This is a genomic window from Enterobacter cloacae complex sp. ESBL7 (genome assembly GCF_041679625.1).
GTDB classification, from domain to species: domain Bacteria; phylum Pseudomonadota; class Gammaproteobacteria; order Enterobacterales; family Enterobacteriaceae; genus Enterobacter; species Enterobacter asburiae_B.
Genome location: NZ_JBGORN010000003.1, coordinates 424500 through 441247, shown reverse-complemented (window position 1 = coordinate 441247; position 16748 = coordinate 424500). Strand labels below are relative to the sequence as shown.

At 59.3% G+C, this 16748-nt stretch carries 16 protein-coding genes; 11 read left to right on the top strand and 5 right to left on the bottom strand.

From position 1 onward, the window contains the following. Positions 1-27: 27 nt before the first annotated feature. From cybC to ACERY3_RS15420, 11 genes are all read left to right on the top strand, one after another. The gene (gene cybC / locus ACERY3_RS15470) at positions 28-414 is read left to right on the top strand and encodes a cytochrome b562 (RefSeq protein WP_008501412.1); all 387 of its coding nucleotides are present in this window, start codon (positions 28-30) and stop codon (positions 412-414) included. Positions 415-729: 315 nt separating this feature from the next. Further along, complete coding sequence (locus tag ACERY3_RS15465; protein WP_025911967.1) at positions 730-1068, top strand: glycine dehydrogenase; 339 nt, start codon at positions 730-732, stop codon at positions 1066-1068. A 10-nt stretch (positions 1069-1078) separates the two neighbouring features. Next, complete coding sequence (locus tag ACERY3_RS15460) at positions 1079-1441, top strand: SFCGS family glycine-rich protein (protein WP_023293430.1); 363 nt, start codon at positions 1079-1081, stop codon at positions 1439-1441. Positions 1442-1443: 2 nt separating this feature from the next. Continuing rightward, complete coding sequence (locus tag ACERY3_RS15455) at positions 1444-1743, top strand: DUF4312 family protein (RefSeq protein WP_006810338.1); 300 nt, start codon at positions 1444-1446, stop codon at positions 1741-1743. Between the two features lie 22 nt (positions 1744-1765). Next, on the top strand, positions 1766-2542 hold the full coding sequence (locus ACERY3_RS15450) for a DUF4311 domain-containing protein (protein WP_023310182.1): 777 nt from the start codon (positions 1766-1768) through the stop codon (positions 2540-2542). A 13-nt stretch (positions 2543-2555) separates the two neighbouring features. Then, positions 2556-3197, top strand: a complete 642-nt coding sequence (locus tag ACERY3_RS15445; protein WP_023310183.1) for a DUF4310 family protein — start codon at positions 2556-2558, stop codon at positions 3195-3197. 42 nt (positions 3198-3239) lie between these two features. Further along, complete coding sequence (locus tag ACERY3_RS15440; RefSeq protein WP_373225949.1) at positions 3240-4373, top strand: amidohydrolase/deacetylase family metallohydrolase; 1134 nt, start codon at positions 3240-3242, stop codon at positions 4371-4373. Then, the gene (locus ACERY3_RS15435; protein WP_045888480.1) at positions 4357-5475 is read left to right on the top strand and encodes a DgaE family pyridoxal phosphate-dependent ammonia lyase; all 1119 of its coding nucleotides are present in this window, start codon (positions 4357-4359) and stop codon (positions 5473-5475) included. The genes ACERY3_RS15440 and ACERY3_RS15435 overlap by 17 nt, the downstream gene beginning before the upstream one ends. Next, positions 5472-6212 carry a KDGP aldolase family protein gene (locus ACERY3_RS15430; RefSeq protein WP_029739262.1) on the top strand — a complete coding sequence of 247 codons (741 nt, stop codon included), beginning with the start codon at positions 5472-5474 and terminating at the stop codon, positions 6210-6212. The genes ACERY3_RS15435 and ACERY3_RS15430 overlap by 4 nt, the downstream gene beginning before the upstream one ends. A gap of 123 nt (positions 6213-6335) precedes the next feature. Next, positions 6336-7472 (top strand): lactonase family protein, encoded by a 1137-nt coding sequence (locus tag ACERY3_RS15425; RefSeq protein ID WP_373225948.1) that lies wholly within the window; start codon positions 6336-6338, stop codon positions 7470-7472. A 19-nt stretch (positions 7473-7491) separates the two neighbouring features. Continuing rightward, complete coding sequence (locus tag ACERY3_RS15420; protein ID WP_373225946.1) at positions 7492-9402, top strand: transcription antiterminator; 1911 nt, start codon at positions 7492-7494, stop codon at positions 9400-9402. A gap of 32 nt (positions 9403-9434) precedes the next feature. Here ACERY3_RS15420 and nrdG read toward each other — a convergent pair whose 3' ends face one another. The 5 genes from nrdG to treR all read right to left on the bottom strand — a co-directional run bounded on the left by nrdG (position 9435) and on the right by treR (position 16732). Next, the gene (gene nrdG, locus ACERY3_RS15415) at positions 9435-9899 is read right to left on the bottom strand and encodes an anaerobic ribonucleoside-triphosphate reductase-activating protein (protein WP_048977027.1); all 465 of its coding nucleotides are present in this window, start codon (positions 9897-9899) and stop codon (positions 9435-9437) included. Positions 9900-10027: 128 nt separating this feature from the next. Further along, complete coding sequence (gene nrdD, locus ACERY3_RS15410; RefSeq protein WP_032662478.1) at positions 10028-12166, bottom strand: anaerobic ribonucleoside-triphosphate reductase; 2139 nt, start codon at positions 12164-12166, stop codon at positions 10028-10030. A gap of 376 nt (positions 12167-12542) precedes the next feature. Continuing rightward, complete coding sequence (gene treC, locus ACERY3_RS15405; protein ID WP_064673140.1) at positions 12543-14186, bottom strand: alpha,alpha-phosphotrehalase; 1644 nt, start codon at positions 14184-14186, stop codon at positions 12543-12545. Positions 14187-14237: 51 nt separating this feature from the next. Continuing rightward, positions 14238-15656, bottom strand: a complete 1419-nt coding sequence (treB, locus tag ACERY3_RS15400; RefSeq protein WP_023310193.1) for a PTS trehalose transporter subunit IIBC — start codon at positions 15654-15656, stop codon at positions 14238-14240. 128 nt (positions 15657-15784) lie between these two features. Beyond that, the gene (gene treR / locus ACERY3_RS15395) at positions 15785-16732 is read right to left on the bottom strand and encodes a trehalose operon repressor TreR (RefSeq protein ID WP_047059516.1); all 948 of its coding nucleotides are present in this window, start codon (positions 16730-16732) and stop codon (positions 15785-15787) included. Between the last annotated feature and the right edge of the window lie 16 nt (positions 16733-16748).

Genomic DNA, 16748 nt, shown 5'->3' with positions numbered 1-16748 from the left:
TTTTAATAATAAAAAAGGAAGTGAGCAATGCGTAAACATCTGTTAGCGATCGTCGCGGCTTCAACGCTGGTTCTTGGCTCTTCTGCGTTTGCTGCCGATCTTGAAGACGACATGGGCATCCTCGGTCAAAACCTGAAGGTGGTGCAGAAAACCGACAATGCGGCTGAAATGAAAGACGCGCTGACCAAAATGCGTGAAGCGGCGCTCGACGCACAAAAAGCGACGCCTCCGAAGCTGGAAAGCAAAGCGGCAGACAGCGCAGAAATGAAAGACTACCGCCACGGCTTTGACGTGCTGGTCGGCCAGATCGACGGCGCGCTAAAGCTGGCTAACGAAGGCAAAGTGAAGGAAGCCCAGGCGGCGGCCGAGCAGTTTGTGACGACCCGTAATACCTACCACAAGAAGTACCGTTAACCGATCGCGCATCTGACAAACAACCAGCGGGGGCCAGCGGCCCCCGTTTTTTTTACGCGGTAATAAGTAAACCCTATCGCCATCACATTTTTGCGTCACCGCGCCTGAACGTTTCGTTTCCCCGGCGCGCGTTTTGCCGCTGGAATACGTGATATTCATCACGCAAATACCGTCATTAATTCAGATTCACCGCATTTATGTGGCACAGATCACTGCTGCGGCTCGCCTTTCCACTTCGAAGTGGAAAACAACTCGCTACAAACAATTCCCCCCCAACGTTAGTTTTATTCCAGAGCCATTAACGGGGTAAGACCAGTGATTAACGGAGCGGTAATGAACGACGTTGGGGAACAGGCGGAGCAAACAGAACAGCTCGCGAACACCATGCTGCAGCAGGTTTATGCCCTGCTGGCCCGAAACAACATCATCCCCAATGCGGTACAGGAGCAGATGCTCACCTCCCACGTGCGCGCAATGGCGCACCGGTCCGTGACCGGCGAGCCGCTGCCGGAGGTTGAAGCAGAGCTGTTTGACGAAATTTCACCGGATTCAATGCGGCTCGCCCGTGAAGTGGTCGCGCAGTTTGGCAATCTTCCTGATGAAGAAGCCTGGCTGCTCTCCGTTCACTTTGAAGTCGCGAAAGACAACCTTTAAGGAGCAACACATGGAACAGATTACAGTCGTGATTGGCGATCGCCTGGGCAAAGGTCAGAAAGTGGCTGCCGGTGTGGAAAAAGCAGGTGGACGCGCGGTGGTTGTGCCGGGCATGGCGGCGGACATGAAGCTCGGCGACGTGATGAAAGCGGAAAACGCCACCTTCGGCATCTCCTTCTGCGGCAGCGGCGGCGCGGGTGCCATCACTGCCCAAACCAAATATGGCTACAAGGCCAAATACGGCATGCGTTCCGTGGAAGAGGGCGTGACCGCCATCAACGAAGGCTGCAACGTGCTGGGCTTCGGCTTTATGGATAAAGAAGAGCTGGGCGAGCGTCTGGTGCAGGCGTGGCAGAAGAAATACGGCGCATAAGCATGAAAGAACAGTTCACAACCACGGTGAGAGTGAAGGGCAAAGGCGACGCCAAAGCGCGCGCCTTTGCCGACGCGCTCAACCACGTTCAGGCCGCGGTGATGAAAGCCTCACCGCATATCTTACTGCGTATTGAGCCACAGGATGTGCAGGTCGTTCAGGCGCAAGAAGCGGTGCGAAAAGAAGCGTTTCTGTTCTTCTTTCTGCGCCGGGAAAGACGCACCTACAGCGTGGAGCTGGATGTGACCGTCAACGTGACCGCTATCAATCTTGACCAGGTGGATTTCGTCACGCAACGCTGATTATTCATAAAAGGGCAGACTGATGTTCTTAATTATATTAATAAAATCGCTCATCATTGGCGGCCTGGTTGGCGTCGGTGTCGGAGCCGGGGCTGCACGCATGTTTCATGCGCCTACCACTCAGGGTATGGGCGCGTTTCGTACGTTGGGGGAACTGAACTCCTGTGAAGGGGATCCGGCGTCCCACTTCTCCTTTGGGTTAGGTTTCTTCTTTAACGCCTGGGCCTCTTCCGTGGCCGCAGGTGCCTTCACACAGGACGTTGACCACCGCATCATCCCGAACTGGGGTGCTGCTGCGCTGATGATCAAAAACCGTAACGTCGGCGAAACGCTGCACGACCCGCGCAAAATGGCGATTGCCTGCGGCGTGATCGGCATGCTCGTCGTCACCTTCCTGAACCTGACCGCCTCCTCCGTTCCGGCAGCGCTTCAGGTCACCGCCGTGAAGGTGCTGGTACCGGCGGCAAACCTGCTGGTGAACACCGTGATGCCGGTGATCTTCTGGCTGGCAGCTATCGACGCGGGTAAAAAATCGGGCTTCTGGGCCACCATCTTTGGCGGCGCGGCGCAGCTGATTATGGGGAACGCCGTACCGGGCCTGGTGCTGGGGATCCTGATCGGGAAAGGCGTCGAAGAGAGCGGCTGGAACCACGTCACCAAAGTGATGATGGCGGCGATCGTCCTGCTCTTCGTGCTGAGCGGCTTCTTCCGCGGCTTCGACATGAAGATGATCGAATCCTTCCATCTGACCGTGCCGAACTGGCTCGACATGATCCACAACTCGCTCAGCGGTAAATAACAGGAGCCTCTAAATGGAACAGAATAAAGGTTTTTGGTATGCCGACTGGTCGTTCCCGATCTTCGTTGGCCTGCTCTCCTCCGGCGTTTTCGCCGGGACGCACATGTACTACCTCTACGGCATCGGCGCGTTTAACGAAGTGGCCTTCGTGGCGATGCTGAAAGCGGGGATCGATACCGGCGTTTACGGCGCGGTGGCGGCGTTCGGCGCGAGCTTCCTGTTCGCCCGTATTATCGAAGGGTCGCTGGTGGGTATTCTCGACATCGGCGGCGCGATCCAGACCGGCGTGGGCCTCGGCGTTCCGGCGCTGCTGCTGGGCGCGGGCATCATGTTCCCGGTGACCAACTTCATTGCCGCGCTGATTACCGGCCTGGTGATTGGTCTGGCGATTGGTTACGTCATCATCCTGGCGCGTAAGTTCACCATCAACCAGAGCAACTCCACCTACGGTGCAGACGTGATGATGGGCGCGGGTAACGCCTCCGGCCGCTTCCTCGGGCCGTTGATTATCCTCAGCGCCATGACCGCCTCCATTCCTATCGGCGTCGGTTCCCTGCTGGGTGCGCTGGTGTTCTACATCTGGCAGAAGCCGATCACCGGTGGCGCGATCCTCGGCGCAATGCTGTTGGGCTGGCTGTTCCCGGTCGCCCTTTAATACCCGCGGGCGCTCAGGCGCCCGCCTTATCAGGAGATCCTCATGTTTGATTTACTCCTGCGCCGTGCGCGCCTTGCCGACGATACCCTGACCGATATCGCCATTCAGGACGGGAAGATCGCGGCGCTGGGCGAGATTGACGCCCCCGCGCATAAAACGGTTGAGCTGAACGGCGACGTGTTCGTCAGCGCAGGCTGGATTGACTCCCACGTTCACTGTTACCCGAACTCCCCGATTTACCACGACGAGCCGGACAGCGTGGGTATTGCCAACGGCGTCACCTCCGTGGTGGACGCGGGCAGTACCGGTGCCGACGACGTGGACGATTTCTACGAAATCACCCGTAAAGCCTCTACCGAGGTATTTGCCCTGCTGAACATCTCCCGCGTGGGGCTGATTGCCCAGAACGAGCTGGCAAACATGGCGAATATTGACGCCGACGCGGTGAAGCAGGCGGTGAAGCGCCACCCTGATTTTATCGTCGGCCTGAAGGCGCGCATGAGCAGCAGCGTGGTCGGTGAAAACGGCATCACGCCGCTGGAGCGCGCCAAAGCCATTCAGAAAGAGAACGGCGACCTGCCGCTGATGGTGCACATTGGCAACAACCCGCCGAACCTCGACGAAATTGCCGAGCTGCTGAGCTCCGGCGACATCATCACCCACTGCTACAACGGCAAACCCAACCGCATTCTGACGCCCTCCGGCGAGCTGCGCGCCTCCATCACCTCCGCCCTGAAGCGCGGCGTGCGTCTGGACGTCGGCCATGGCACGGCGAGCTTCAGCTTTGAGGTGGCGAAACGCGCCATCGCGATGGGCATTCTGCCGCACACCATCAGCTCGGATATCTACTGCCGCAACCGCATCAACGGGCCGGTCGGCTCGCTGGCAAGCGTGATGTCGAAGTTTCTCGCCATCGGCATGTCCTTGCCGCAGGTGATTGACTGCGTCACCGCGAACGCCGCCGACGGCCTGCGCCTGGCGCGCAAGGGCCGCATCCAGCCGGGTCTCGACGCCGACCTGACGCTGTTTACGATTAAACGCCAGCCGACGGTGCTGACGGATGCCGAAAACGACAGCCTGCAGGCTGAACACATTCTGGTGCCGCTTGCCGCGATCCGCGCGGGCAAGGGCTACATGACCGAACAAGGGAGCACGGAACATGCCTTCGATTTATGAGAAGTACCATTTAAAGCAGGTTATCAACACCTCCGGCCGCATGACGGCGCTGGGCGTCTCCACGCCGCGCCCGGAAGTGGTGCAGGCGGCGATGGACGGCATGAATCACTATTTCGAGATGAAGGATCTGGTCAACAAAACCGGGGAATACATCGCGAAGCTGCTGGATGTGGAAGGCGCGACGGTGGTCTCCTGCGCGTCGGCGGGCATAGCCCAGTCCGTGGCGGCGGTGCTGGTCAAAGACAGCGACTGGCTGCTGGAAAACCTGCACGTGACCCCGATTGAGAACAACGAAATCGTCCTGCCGAAAGGCCACAATGTGAACTTTGGCGCGCCGGTGGGCACCATGGTGGCGCTGGGCGGGGGCAAGCTGGTGGAGGCGGGCTACGCCAACGAATGCTCCGCCGATCAGCTGGCGGCGGCGATCACCCCGCGCACGGCGGCGATCCTCTACATCAAATCTCACCACTGCGTGCAGAAAAGCATGCTCAGCGTCGAGCAGGCGGCGGTGGTGGCGCGCAAGCACGATCTCCCGCTGATCGTCGATGCGGCGGCGGAAGAAGATCTGCACGCGTACTACCGATCCGGCGCGGACCTGGTGATCTACAGCGGCGCGAAGGCGATTGAAGGCCCAACCAGCGGGCTGGTGATCGGCAAAACCCAGTACGTTGAGTGGGTGAAGCGCCAGACGGCGGGCATTGGCCGCGCGATGAAGGTGGGCAAAGAGGGCATTCTTGGCCTGACCTGCGCCATCGAACACTACCTGACGGCGACCAAAGAGAGCGGGGCCGAGATGGTGGCGAAGATGACGCCGTTTATCGAGGCGCTCAACACCCTGAACGGCGTGACCGCGCGCGTGGTCTGGGACAGCGCCGGTCGCGATATCGCGCGCACCGAGATCAAGTTCGACGAAGCCGCAACGGGCGTCGGCACGGGCGATCTGGTGGCGAAGCTCAAGCAGGGCGAATACGCCATTTACTTCCGTGGCTACAAGGCCAACGAAGGGATTATCGAGGCGGACGTGCGCAGCGTGAATGCTGACCAGCTGAACATCGTGTACCGCCGCATTAGCGAAGTATTAGGACAGGAGAAAAAAGCATGAAACTGACCCCCAACTTTTACCGTGACCGCGTCTGCCTGAACGTGCTGGCAGGATCGAAAGCCAACGCCAGCGCCATTTACGAGGCGGCGGAAGGTCACGTGCTGGTGGGCGTGCTCTCCAAAAATTACCCGGACGTGGCGAGCGCCGTTGCCGATATGCGTGAATATGCCGCGCTGATCGATAACGCGCTCTCCGTTGGGCTGGGCGCGGGCGATCCGAACCAGTCTGCTATGGTGAGTGAAATCTCCCGTCAGGTGCAGCCGCAGCACGTCAACCAGGTCTTCACCGGCGTGGCCACCAGCCGCGCGCTGCTGGGGCAGAATGAGTCGGTGGTCAACGGCCTGGTCTCTCCGACCGGCACCGTGGGCATGGTCAAAATCTCCACCGGACCGCTGAGCAGCAACGCACCGGACGGCATCGTACCGGTTGAAACCGCGATTGCCCTGCTGAAGGATTTCGGCGGCAGCTCCATCAAATACTTCCCGATGGGCGGCCTCAAGTGCCGTGATGAGTACAAAGCGGTGGCGGAAGCCTGCGCCCGTCACGACTTCTGGCTGGAGCCAACCGGAGGTATCGATCTGGAAAACTATGAGGAGATCCTGCAGATCGCCCTCGACGCGGGCGTGAGCAAAATCATCCCACATATCTACAGCTCGATTATCGACAAAGCCAGCGGCGACACGCGCCCGGAAGACGTGCGTACGCTGCTTGCGATGACGAAGAAGCTGGTGAAGTAACAAAAACAACACCCCTCACCCCAGCCCTCTCCCCAAAGGGGAGAGGGTGTAATCGTTCCCTCTCCCCTTTGGGGAGAGGGTTAGGGTGAGGGGGGAACTCCGCACAAACCTAAAGGAGCCACCATGCACACCCGTACCCTGCTTGTTGCTTCACTCTCAATGCTCGCCACCGCCGCTATCGCCCAGCCGCAGTACGCCTGGGTGGGCACCTACAACCCCAACGGCGAAGGGCTGTACCGCTTTACCGTTGACCCGCAAAGCGGCGCGCTGGCGAATAAAACGCTGGTGAGCAGGCTGCCGAACGCCGCGCAGCTGGCCGTCTCGCACGACGGCAAAACGCTCTATCTGGCAAGCGAAGTGGAGCAGGGCGTGGTGCAGGCGCTGCGGGTGGGGGATAACGGCCAGCTGAGCGAGCTGAATCAGGTGGCCTCCGGCGGCGCGGGGCCGGTTTACCTGTCGCTGACGCCGAACGGTCGTCATCTGCTGGTGGCGAACTATGTCAGCGGATCTATCGCAGTGCTGCCCGTTAAAGCAGACGGCAGCCTGGGTGAGGCGACGGACACACATCAGGATCAGGGCGAACCGGGCGCGGCGAAGCCGGAAGCGGCAGCGGAGGGCAGCTTTGCCATCAGCGATCATAACGGCCCCCACGCGCACATGATCGCCGCCGATCCGAGCGGGAAATACGTGTTTTCCACCGATCTTGGGCTGGATCGCCTCTACCAGTACCGTTTTGACGATCGAACAGGGAAGCTGACGCCGAACGATCCGCCGTTTATCAGCGCCTCCTCAAAAGGCGCCGGGCCGCGCCACTTTGTCTTTACGCCAAAAGGCGATGCCCTGTGGCTGATTAACGAAGAGGCGTCTACGCTCACCCATTATACCGTGAACGCCAACGGCACCCTGAAAGAGGGCAAAACGCTCTCAGCCCTGCCGGAAGGTTACAAAGGCACCAGCTTTGCTGCCGGGCTCGCATTAAGCGCCGACGGTAAACAGCTGTATGTGGCTAACCGTTTGCATAACAGCATCGGGCACTTTACCGTAACAGCGGAGGGCACGCTGACGCATCAGGACGACGTGTGGACGCGCGGCGACTACCCGCGCACCCTGACGCTCGATAAGCAGGGACGCTGGCTGTACGTCATGAACCAGCGCAGCGACAACATCACCCGTTTCCGCGTGGCGCAGGACGGGAAATTAAGCTTCGAGCCGGACTATACCCCGGTCGGCAGCCCATCCCAGATGGTCATTTCACCTTAAGCTGTAAGAGGACAAACCCGTGCGATTTCCGAACCAACGTTTAGCGCAACTGTTCGATCTGTTGCAAAACGAGACGCTGCCGCAGGACGAGCTGGCGCAGCGGCTGTCGGTCTCCACGCGAACCGTCCGTGCCGATATCACCGCCCTGAACGCGCTGCTGGCAGGCCACGGCGCGCAGTTTATATTGAGCCGGGGCAACGGCTATCAGCTCAAAATTGATGATGCCCAGCGCTACCAGCAGCTGCGGGCATCCCACCCGCGCGCGCTGCGTATTCCCCGGACCGGGCCGGAGCGCGTGCACTATCTGGTGGTGCGTTTTCTGACCTCGGCATTTTCTCTTAAGCTCGAGGATCTGGCGGACGAGTGGTTCGTCAGCCGCGCCACGCTGCAGAGCGACATGGCCGAAGTCCGCGAGTGGTTTCACCGCTATAACCTGACGCTGGAAACGCGTCCGCGCCACGGCATGAAGCTGTTTGGCAGCGAGATGTCGACCCGCGCCTGCCTGACCGATCTGCTCTGGGAGCTGGCGCAGCAGGACAGCCTGAATCCGCTGGTGACCGACGTGGCGCTGAATGCAGGCGTGGCGGAGCAGATGGTGCCCGTGCTGCACGAGGCGCTGACGCGTCATCACATCCGTCTGACCGACGAAGGCGAGCTGTTCCTGCGCCTGTACTGCGCAGTGTCGGTGCGGCGCATCAGCGAGGGCTATCCGCTGCCGGAATTCCATGCCGAAGACGTGGAAGAGAACGTGCGCGAGGCGGCGAAGGATATCGCCGTCACTATCCAGCAGCTGGCGGGCAAAGCGCTTTCACCTTCGGAGGAGAGCTGGCTCTGCGTGCACATTGCGGCGCGGCAGATCCAGGAGATTGCCCCGAGCGCCATTAACGCTGATGACGACGAAGCGCTGGTCAACTACATCCTGCGCTATATCAACACCCACTATAACTACAATCTGCTCAGCGACGAGCAGCTGCACGCTGACCTGCTCACGCACATCAAAACCATGATCACCCGCGTGCGGTATCAAATTATGATCCCCAATCCGCTGCTGGATAACATCAAGCAGCACTACCCGATGGCGTGGGACATGACCCTCGCGGCGGTGTCGAGCTGGGGAAAATACACGCCGTATGTGATCAGCGAAAACGAGATTGGCTTCCTGGTGCTGCATATCGGCGTCGGGCTGGAGCGCCATTACAACATCGGCTACCAGCGCCAGCCGCGGGTGCTGCTGGTATGCGACGCCGGGAATGCCATGGTCCGCATGATCGAGGCGGTGCTCCAGCGCAAGTACCCGCAGATTGAGGTGGCCCGCACGCTCACCCTGCGCGAGTACGAGCTGGCGGATTCCATCGGCGAGGACTTTGTCATTTCCACCGCCCGCGTGAGCGAAAAATCCAAACCGGTGGTGATGATCGCCCCGTTCCCGACCGATTATCAGTTAGAGCAGATCGGCAAGCTGGTGCTGGTGGACCGCACCCGCCCGTGGATGCTGGATAAATACTTCGACGCGGCCCATTTCCGCATTATCGACAAGCCCGTTGACCAGCAAACGCTGTTCCGTGAACTGTGCGCGCAGCTTGAAGGCGAGGGGTTTGTCGGCGCGGAGTTCCTGGATTCTGTCGTCGAGCGTGAAGCCATCGTCAGCACCATGCTCGGCGACGGCATCGCGCTGCCGCACTCCCTCGGCCTTTTAGCGCAGAAAACCGTGGTCTATACCGTGCTCGCCCCGCACGGCATACAGTGGGGCGACGAAACCGCGCACGTCATCTTCCTGCTCGCCATCAGCAAAAGCGAATACGAAGAGGCGATGGCGATTTACGATATCTTCGTCACTTTTCTGCGTGAGCGGGCGATGTCGCGGCTCTGTAGCTGCGGAGATTTTGCCGGGTTTAAGGCGGTGGCGATGGAGAGTTTGAGTCGGTTTTGAGGTAAGGGCGGACGGATAACATCCGCCTTTGTTCAACGCAAATGGTGCACAACCTGATTGCTGCTGCCGCGCCAGATCAGGGCCGGGTCTTTTAAATCCTGCACGAACTTGCCGTCGACCAGGACGTTAATCAGATCCACTACTTCTCTTTGCTGCGCATTGAGTTCATCCAGCTTATATCCCGTCCAGACCCAAATATCTTTGCCTGCACATTCGCGGCGAATGCGTTTCACCAGCTTCAGGATATCCGGCACGTTTTGTGGGTGCAGGGGGTCGCCGCCGGAGAGCGAAATCCCCTGGCGTTTGATGCGCGTATCGTTCAGGTCGTTGACGATCCGGTCTTCCATTTCGGCGGTGAACGGCATGCCGGAATTTAAGCGCCAGGTGCTTTTGTTATAGCAGCCGGGGCATTCGTGGACGCAGCCTGAAACGAACAGGGTGCAGCGGGTGCCGGGGCCGTTGACGATGTCGACGGGGTAGTATTGATGGTATCGCATAGAAAATGTCCAGAGAATTTGTGCGCGCTGATGCCCTCACCCCGACCCTCTCCCACAGGGAGAGGGGGAAGAGTTCCCTCTCCCTTGAGGGAGAGGGGTAGGGTGAGGGGGAGAACCCTGCGCAGAACTTACCCGATCTGCCCATTCCCCAAATGCTTCACGCGACGCTTCACCTCTTCCTGCTTCCCGGCGTTAAACGGACGCGCGTCCGGGCTGCCGAGATAGCCGCACACGCGACGGGTCACGGAGACGCGAGCCGCATCGTGGTTGCCGCATTTCGGGCAGGTAAAGCCTTTGCTCGTACACTCGAACTCACCGGTAAAGCCGCACTCGTAGCACTCGTCGATTGGCGTGTTGGTCCCGTAATACGGCACGTGCTGATAGCTGTAATCCCACACGTCTTCCAGCGCCTTCAGGTTGTGCTGAATGTTCGGGTACTCGCCGTAGCAAATGAAGCCGCCGCTGGCGATCGGCGGATAGGCCGCTTCGAAGTCGATCTTGTCGTACGGGTTCACCTTTTTCTCCACGTCGAGGTGGAAGCTGTTGGTGTAATACCCTTTGTCGGTCACGCCTTCCACAATCCCGAACTCGGCGGTATCCAGACGGCAGAAGCGGTCGCACAGGTTCTCGCTCGGCGTGCTGTAGAGGCTAAACCCGTAGCCGGTTTCCTCTTTCCACTGGTCAACCGCGTCGCGCAGGCGCTGAACGATGGCGATGCCTTTCTCACGCAGGGCCTCGCTGTCGTACATATGCGTATCGCCCGCCAGGGCGTTGATGGTCTCGTGAATACCGATATAGCCCAGCGAAATGGACGCGCGACCGTTTTTGAAGATCTCCGACACGTCATCGTCCGCTTTCAGACGTACGCCGCAGGCCCCTTCCATATAGAGGATCGGTGCGACGCGGGCCTTGACCCCTTCCAGACGTGCAATACGGGTCATCAGCGCCTTACGCGCCAGCTGCAGGCGCTCGTCCAGCAGCGTCCAGAATTCCGCTTCATTGCCTTTCGCCTCCAGCGCGATGCGCGGCAGGTTCAGGCTGATGACGCCCAGGTTGTTGCGCCCGTCGTGGATCTGCTCGCCGTTTTCATCTTCGTACACGCCGAGGAAGCTGCGGCAGCCCATTGGCGTTTTAAACGAGCCGGTCACTTTCACAACCTGGTCGTAATTCAGGATGTCCGGATACATGCGCTTGCTCGCGCACTCCAGCGCCAGCTGTTTGATGTCGTAGTTCGGATCGCCAAACTTGTGGTTCAGGCCGTCGCGAATGGCGAACACCAGTTTCGGGAACACCGCCGTTTTGCGGTTTTTACCGAGGCCGGAAATGCGGTTGCGCAGAATGGACTGCTGGATCAGGCGCGATTCCCAGCTGGTGCCCAGACCAAACCCGAAGGTTACAAACGGCGTCTGGCCGTTGGCGGTATGCAGCGTGTTCACTTCATACTCCAGCGACTGGAAGGCGTCGTAGCACTCTTTCTCGGTGCGGGAGTGCGCGTAGCCGTCGGCGTCCGGGATCTGCCACTCTTCGGCCGTTTTACGATGCTTGTTGAAGCTTGCCGTCACGAACGGGGCCAGCACTTCATCAATGCGGTTAATCGTGGTGCCGCCGTAAATATGGCTGGCGACCTGGGCGATAATCTGCGCGGTGACGGCGGTGGCCGTGGAGATTGATTTAGGCGGTTCAATCTCGGCGTTACCCATTTTAAAACCGTGGGTCAGCATGCCTTTCAGGTCGATCAGCATGCAGTTGAACATCGGGAAGAACGGCGAATAGTCGAGATCGTGGTAGTGAATTTCACCGCGCTCGTGCGCCGAGACCACGTCGCGCGGCAGCAGGTGCTGACGGGCATAGTGTTTGGCGACGATACCGGCCAGCAGGTCGCGCTGGGTCGGGATCACTTTACTGTCTTTGTTGGCGTTTTCATTGAGCAGGGCGGAGTTGGTCTGCTCCACCAGGCCACGGATCTCCTGGTTCAGACGACCGCGCTTCTCACGCTGCACGTCACGATCGTGACGGTACTCAATGTAGGCGCGCGCCAGCTGCTTGTAGGGCCCCGCCATCAGCTGGTTCTCAACCGCGGTCTGGATCTCACTGATATCGACCTGGCTGCGTTCGTTCATCTGGCTACTAACGACTTCTGCGACGGTGGCGCAGTAATCTGCGTCATCGACTCCCGCTGCTTTAGCTGCACGCAGAATGGCTTCCTGGATGCGCTCTGATTTAAACGGCACTTTACAGCCATCACGTTTCATCACATGCGGTGTCATGATCACTCCATTTTTTGAAAACAGGTTATCCACAGAGGTGGAGAAGTCATAACCGGGCATATTCCCCGCCGGGCCAAAGACTTCCCGCGTTCCCAGCTCGTGTTATCCACAATTCCGGCCAGCGTAAGCGCCGTCTTGTTGTTGGAATAGTAGACGATAAATACAAGATGTTGGGTCGGCGTGCATTTTAAGTGCTACATATAGTGATTTGCATCAAACATGTTTGCGATTTATTTGATGCAGAACAAAGTAAAAAGACGAGAGTACAAACGACGGGCGCTACAGCGATTGTAAAGGCGCGAGAGAAAAATCTGATTATTTACTCAACAAAAACAGTAAAGTAAGCCGGGTGCTGAACCGCACCCGGTAGAGAGAGTTACTGCTGCAACCACCAGACGGCTTCAAACGGACGCAGCGATGTCGTTTGCGGTGCCGGGTAGTTACTTATCACCACCTGCGACCTATCGCTGAGAGCGTCTGCCTGCCATTCCTGCGGTATATTACTCAGGTTTGCCGCCACCATCAGCGTCTGCCCCTGCCACTGACGACGGTAGCACCAAAGAGAAGGATGTTCCGGCAGAAGATCCTCATAATCTCCCCACGTCAGCACCGGCAAGGTTTTACGCAGGCCGATCAGCGACCGGTAGGTGTAGAACACCGAATCCGGGTCGTCGAGCGCGGCGCGGGCGTTCACCGTCTCGTAATTGTCGCAGACGCCAATCCACGGCTCGCCCTCGGTAAAGCCCGCATTGTGCGAAGCGTCCCACTGCATTGGGGTTCGCCCGTTATCGCGGGACTTACTCGCCAGAATCGCCAGTAATTCATCCGGTTCGCGGCCGTTGGCGCGCAGTTCGGCGAACATGTTCAGGCTTTCCACGTCGCGATAGTCGGTGATGCGGCTGAAGTGCGGGTTGGTCATCCCCAGCTCCTCGCCCTGGTAGATATACGGCGTGCCCTGCATGCCGTGCAGCACCATGCCGAGCATCTTCGCGGCCTGTACGCGGTATTCCCCTTCGTCACCAAAGCGCGACACGATGCGCGGCTGATCGTGGTTACACCAGAACAGCGCGTTCCACGCCCTGTTGTGCATCCCCTGCTGCCAGTGGCGGAAGAGGGTTTTCAGCGCCACGAAGTCCGGCTTCGCCTTCGTCCATTTTTCGCCGCCGGGGTAGTCCACCTTCAGGTGGTGGAAGTTAAAGGTCATCGACAGCTCGCGTCCGTCGAGCGAGGCGTACTGCTGGCAGTTCTCCAGTGAGGTCGAGGACATCTCGCCCACCGTCATCAGGTTGCGCGGGGTGAAGACGTCCCGGCTCATCTCCTGCAGATATTCGTGAACGCGCGGCCCGTCGGTGTAGAAGCGGCGGCCGTCTCCGGTGTTGTCGTCCGGGAAATCCTGATCTTTCGAAATCAGGTTAATCACGTCGAGACGCAAGCCGTCGACGCCGCGATCGGCCCAGAACTCGCACACCTTTTTCAGCTCGGCGCGCACTTCTGGGTTCTCCCAGTTGAGATCCGCCTGCTCCGGGGCGAACAGATGCAGGTAATACTGCTCGCTCTCGGCGTGCCAGCGCCAGGCGTTGCCGCCAAACTTGGAGCGCCAGTTGTTGGGAAGCTGCTCCGGCGTGCCGTCGCGCCAGATGTAGAACTGGCGGTACGGGCTCTCTTTGTTCAGCGACTCGCGGAACCAGGCGTGCTGCGTGGAGGTGTGGTTAAACACCATATCCAGCACGATACGGATGCCGCGCTCGTGCGCCCGGGCAACCAGCTCGTCGAAATCATCCAGCGTGCCGTAAGCCGGGTCGATGGCGGTGTAATTCGCCACGTCGTAGCCGTTATCCACCTGCGGGGAGATATAAAACGGCGTCAGCCAGATGGCGTCGATGCCGAGGGTTTTCAGGTAGTCCAGACGCTGCGTCACGCCGCGCAGATCGCCGGTGCCGCTGCCGGTGGTGTCCTGGAAACTCTTTGGGTAAATCTGATAGATGACGCCGTTCTGCCACCAGTGAGGAAGGGTATTCATAGTGCGTTCCTGCAAATGCGAAGGGGCGCAACTGCGCCCCGAAAGAAGAAGTTAAACAATCTGCAGCGAGCCCTGACGGAACTTACGCTGGTAAACCACGGTGGTGAGCGCCATTGGGACGATGATCGCGATGGCCATCGCCAGGGCAAACACCTGCCAGTAAGCGGGCTGGATGGAGAGAATGCCCGGCAGGCCGCCGACGCCAATCCCGTTCGCCATAACGCCGTTCAGACCACACACCAGGCCCGCCAGACCGGAACCGATCATCGCGCAGAGCATCGGGAAGCGGTATTTCAGGTTGATACCGTACATCGCCGGTTCGGTGACGCCGAGGTAGGCAGAGATGGCTGCCGGAACGGAGATCTCACGCTCGTTGTGCTTACGGCTGACGATGATGATGCCGGTAACCGCCGACGCCTGCGCAATGTTAGACAGGGCGATAATCGGCCAGACCGGCGTGCCGCCGAGGCTCTGGATCATCTGCATGTCGATAGCCAGCGTGGTCTGGTGCACGCCGGTGATCACCAGCGGGGCGTACAGGAAGCCAAACAGCGCGGCTCCAATCGGCGCGAAGCTGCCGGTCATCAGGTGACGCACCGCGAAGGCCACGCCGTCGCCGATCATGCGGCCAAACGGACCGATAAAGGCGTGCGCCAGGAACACCGCCAGGATCAGCGAGCAGACCGGCACCACCACCAGATAGAGGTAATCGGGCACGATGCGTTTCAGGCGCGTTTCAATAAAGCCCAGTGCCAGACCGGCCAGTAATGCCGGAATGACCTGCGCCTGATAGCCCACTTTGGCGATGGTAAACAGGCCGAAGTTCCACACTTCAGGCACCTGCTGACCAAGTAAGTAAGCGTTCATTAACTGTGGAGAGACCAGCGTGACGCCCAGCACGATTCCGAGAATCGGCGTGCCGCCCATTTTGCGCACCGCGGACCAGCAAATCCCGACCGGCAGATAGAAGAAGATCGCCTCGCCAATCAGCCACAGAAAATCGTAAACGGTTTTCAGCGCCGGATACATCTGCGCCAGGGTTTTGCCGTCGCTCATCGGCACATCGCCGATGACGTTACGGAAGCCTAAGATTAAGCCCCCGCTGATCAGCGCGGGCAGCAGCGGGAAGAAAATTTCCGCGAAGTGGGAAATCAGCTGCTCGTGCCACTTCATATTCTGGCGCGCGGCCTTCTTCGCCTGCTCTTTATCGGCAGAAGAGTGCCCGGTTGTCGCCAGCAGAGCCTGATAGTAATCGCCCACTTCGGTACCAATAACGACCTGGAACTGCCCGGCGTTAGTGAAGCAGCCTTTGACCATAGAAAGTTCTTCAATGGCCTTCGGGTTGGCTTTGGCCGGATCGTTCAGCACGAAGCGCAGGCGGGTAATGCAATGGCTGACGGTAGCGATGTTCTCGCGGCCGCCGACTAGGACGATCAACTGATCAATATCTGCTTGTTTGACTTTACTCATCATGAAACCTCATGACAGATGGTGAGGGGTGTAATGACCTGAGCGCAAGCCTACTCCTTCAGCGTGACGGCGAAAATGGGAACGTTCCCGAAATCAGGCGAAGATCACAATAATCTGTTTAAGAGGGGTTACGAAAGGTGAGCGGGAATGACGATCTGACGAGGCTCTGAACGCCCGTTTATCTGCTCGATCAGCTGCGCGGCGGCCTGTCTGCCGGACTCGGCGTAGCCAGGATCGACGGTGATGATCTCCGGGTGCAGGAATTTCATCAGCGGCGTGCTGCCGACGCTCGCCACCTGCAGGTTATCGATGCGCTGCTCCTGCAGAAATTTGCTGGCACCCAGCGCCAGGGTATCCGTGGCGCACACCAGCGCCGTGGTCTGCGGCGTCAGAACGCTGGCGACCTGCTCGTAGCCCTGCTTCATGCCCAGCCCCGGCAGGGAGGCCACGGCGGAGAGATTGTGCTTTTTGCAAAAGGCCAGATAGGCCTCATGACGGCGCTTGCCGGTGGTGACGTCCGCGTGCGGGACGCCGAGGAAGCTGATGTGGCGATGGCCTTCGTCAAACAGGCGCTGCATCAGGGTGATAATCGCGCCCTCGTCGTCATAGCAGACGGAGGCAAACCCGTGGGCATCGCGCGCCAGCAGCACCAGCGAAGGCTGCCAGGGTTTCAGCATCTCGTCCTTAATGCCGGTAAAACCAAACAGCACCACGCCGTCAATGTTGCGCCGCTGGAGCATACCCAGATGTTCTTCAACCAGCTGCACAGAGAACTGGCTCTCCATCATGATCGGATCATACCCCTGCTCGTAGAAGGCGGGCAGCATGGTCTGCACGGCGAGGTTTTCAGACAGAGAGTCCAGACGCGAGACAATGATGGCGACGACTTTGTCACTCTGCCCGCGCATGGCGCGCGCGGAGCGGGAAGGGGAAAAACCGTGCTGATTCATGACCGCCTCAACGCGCTCGCGGGTGCGTTCGCTGACGCCGCTTTCGTTGTTCAGCACGCGTGAGACGGTCGATTTCCCCACGCCGCTTAAACGCGCGATGTCTTTAATCGTAAGGCGGTTCTGCATGCTGTATTCCCTGTAA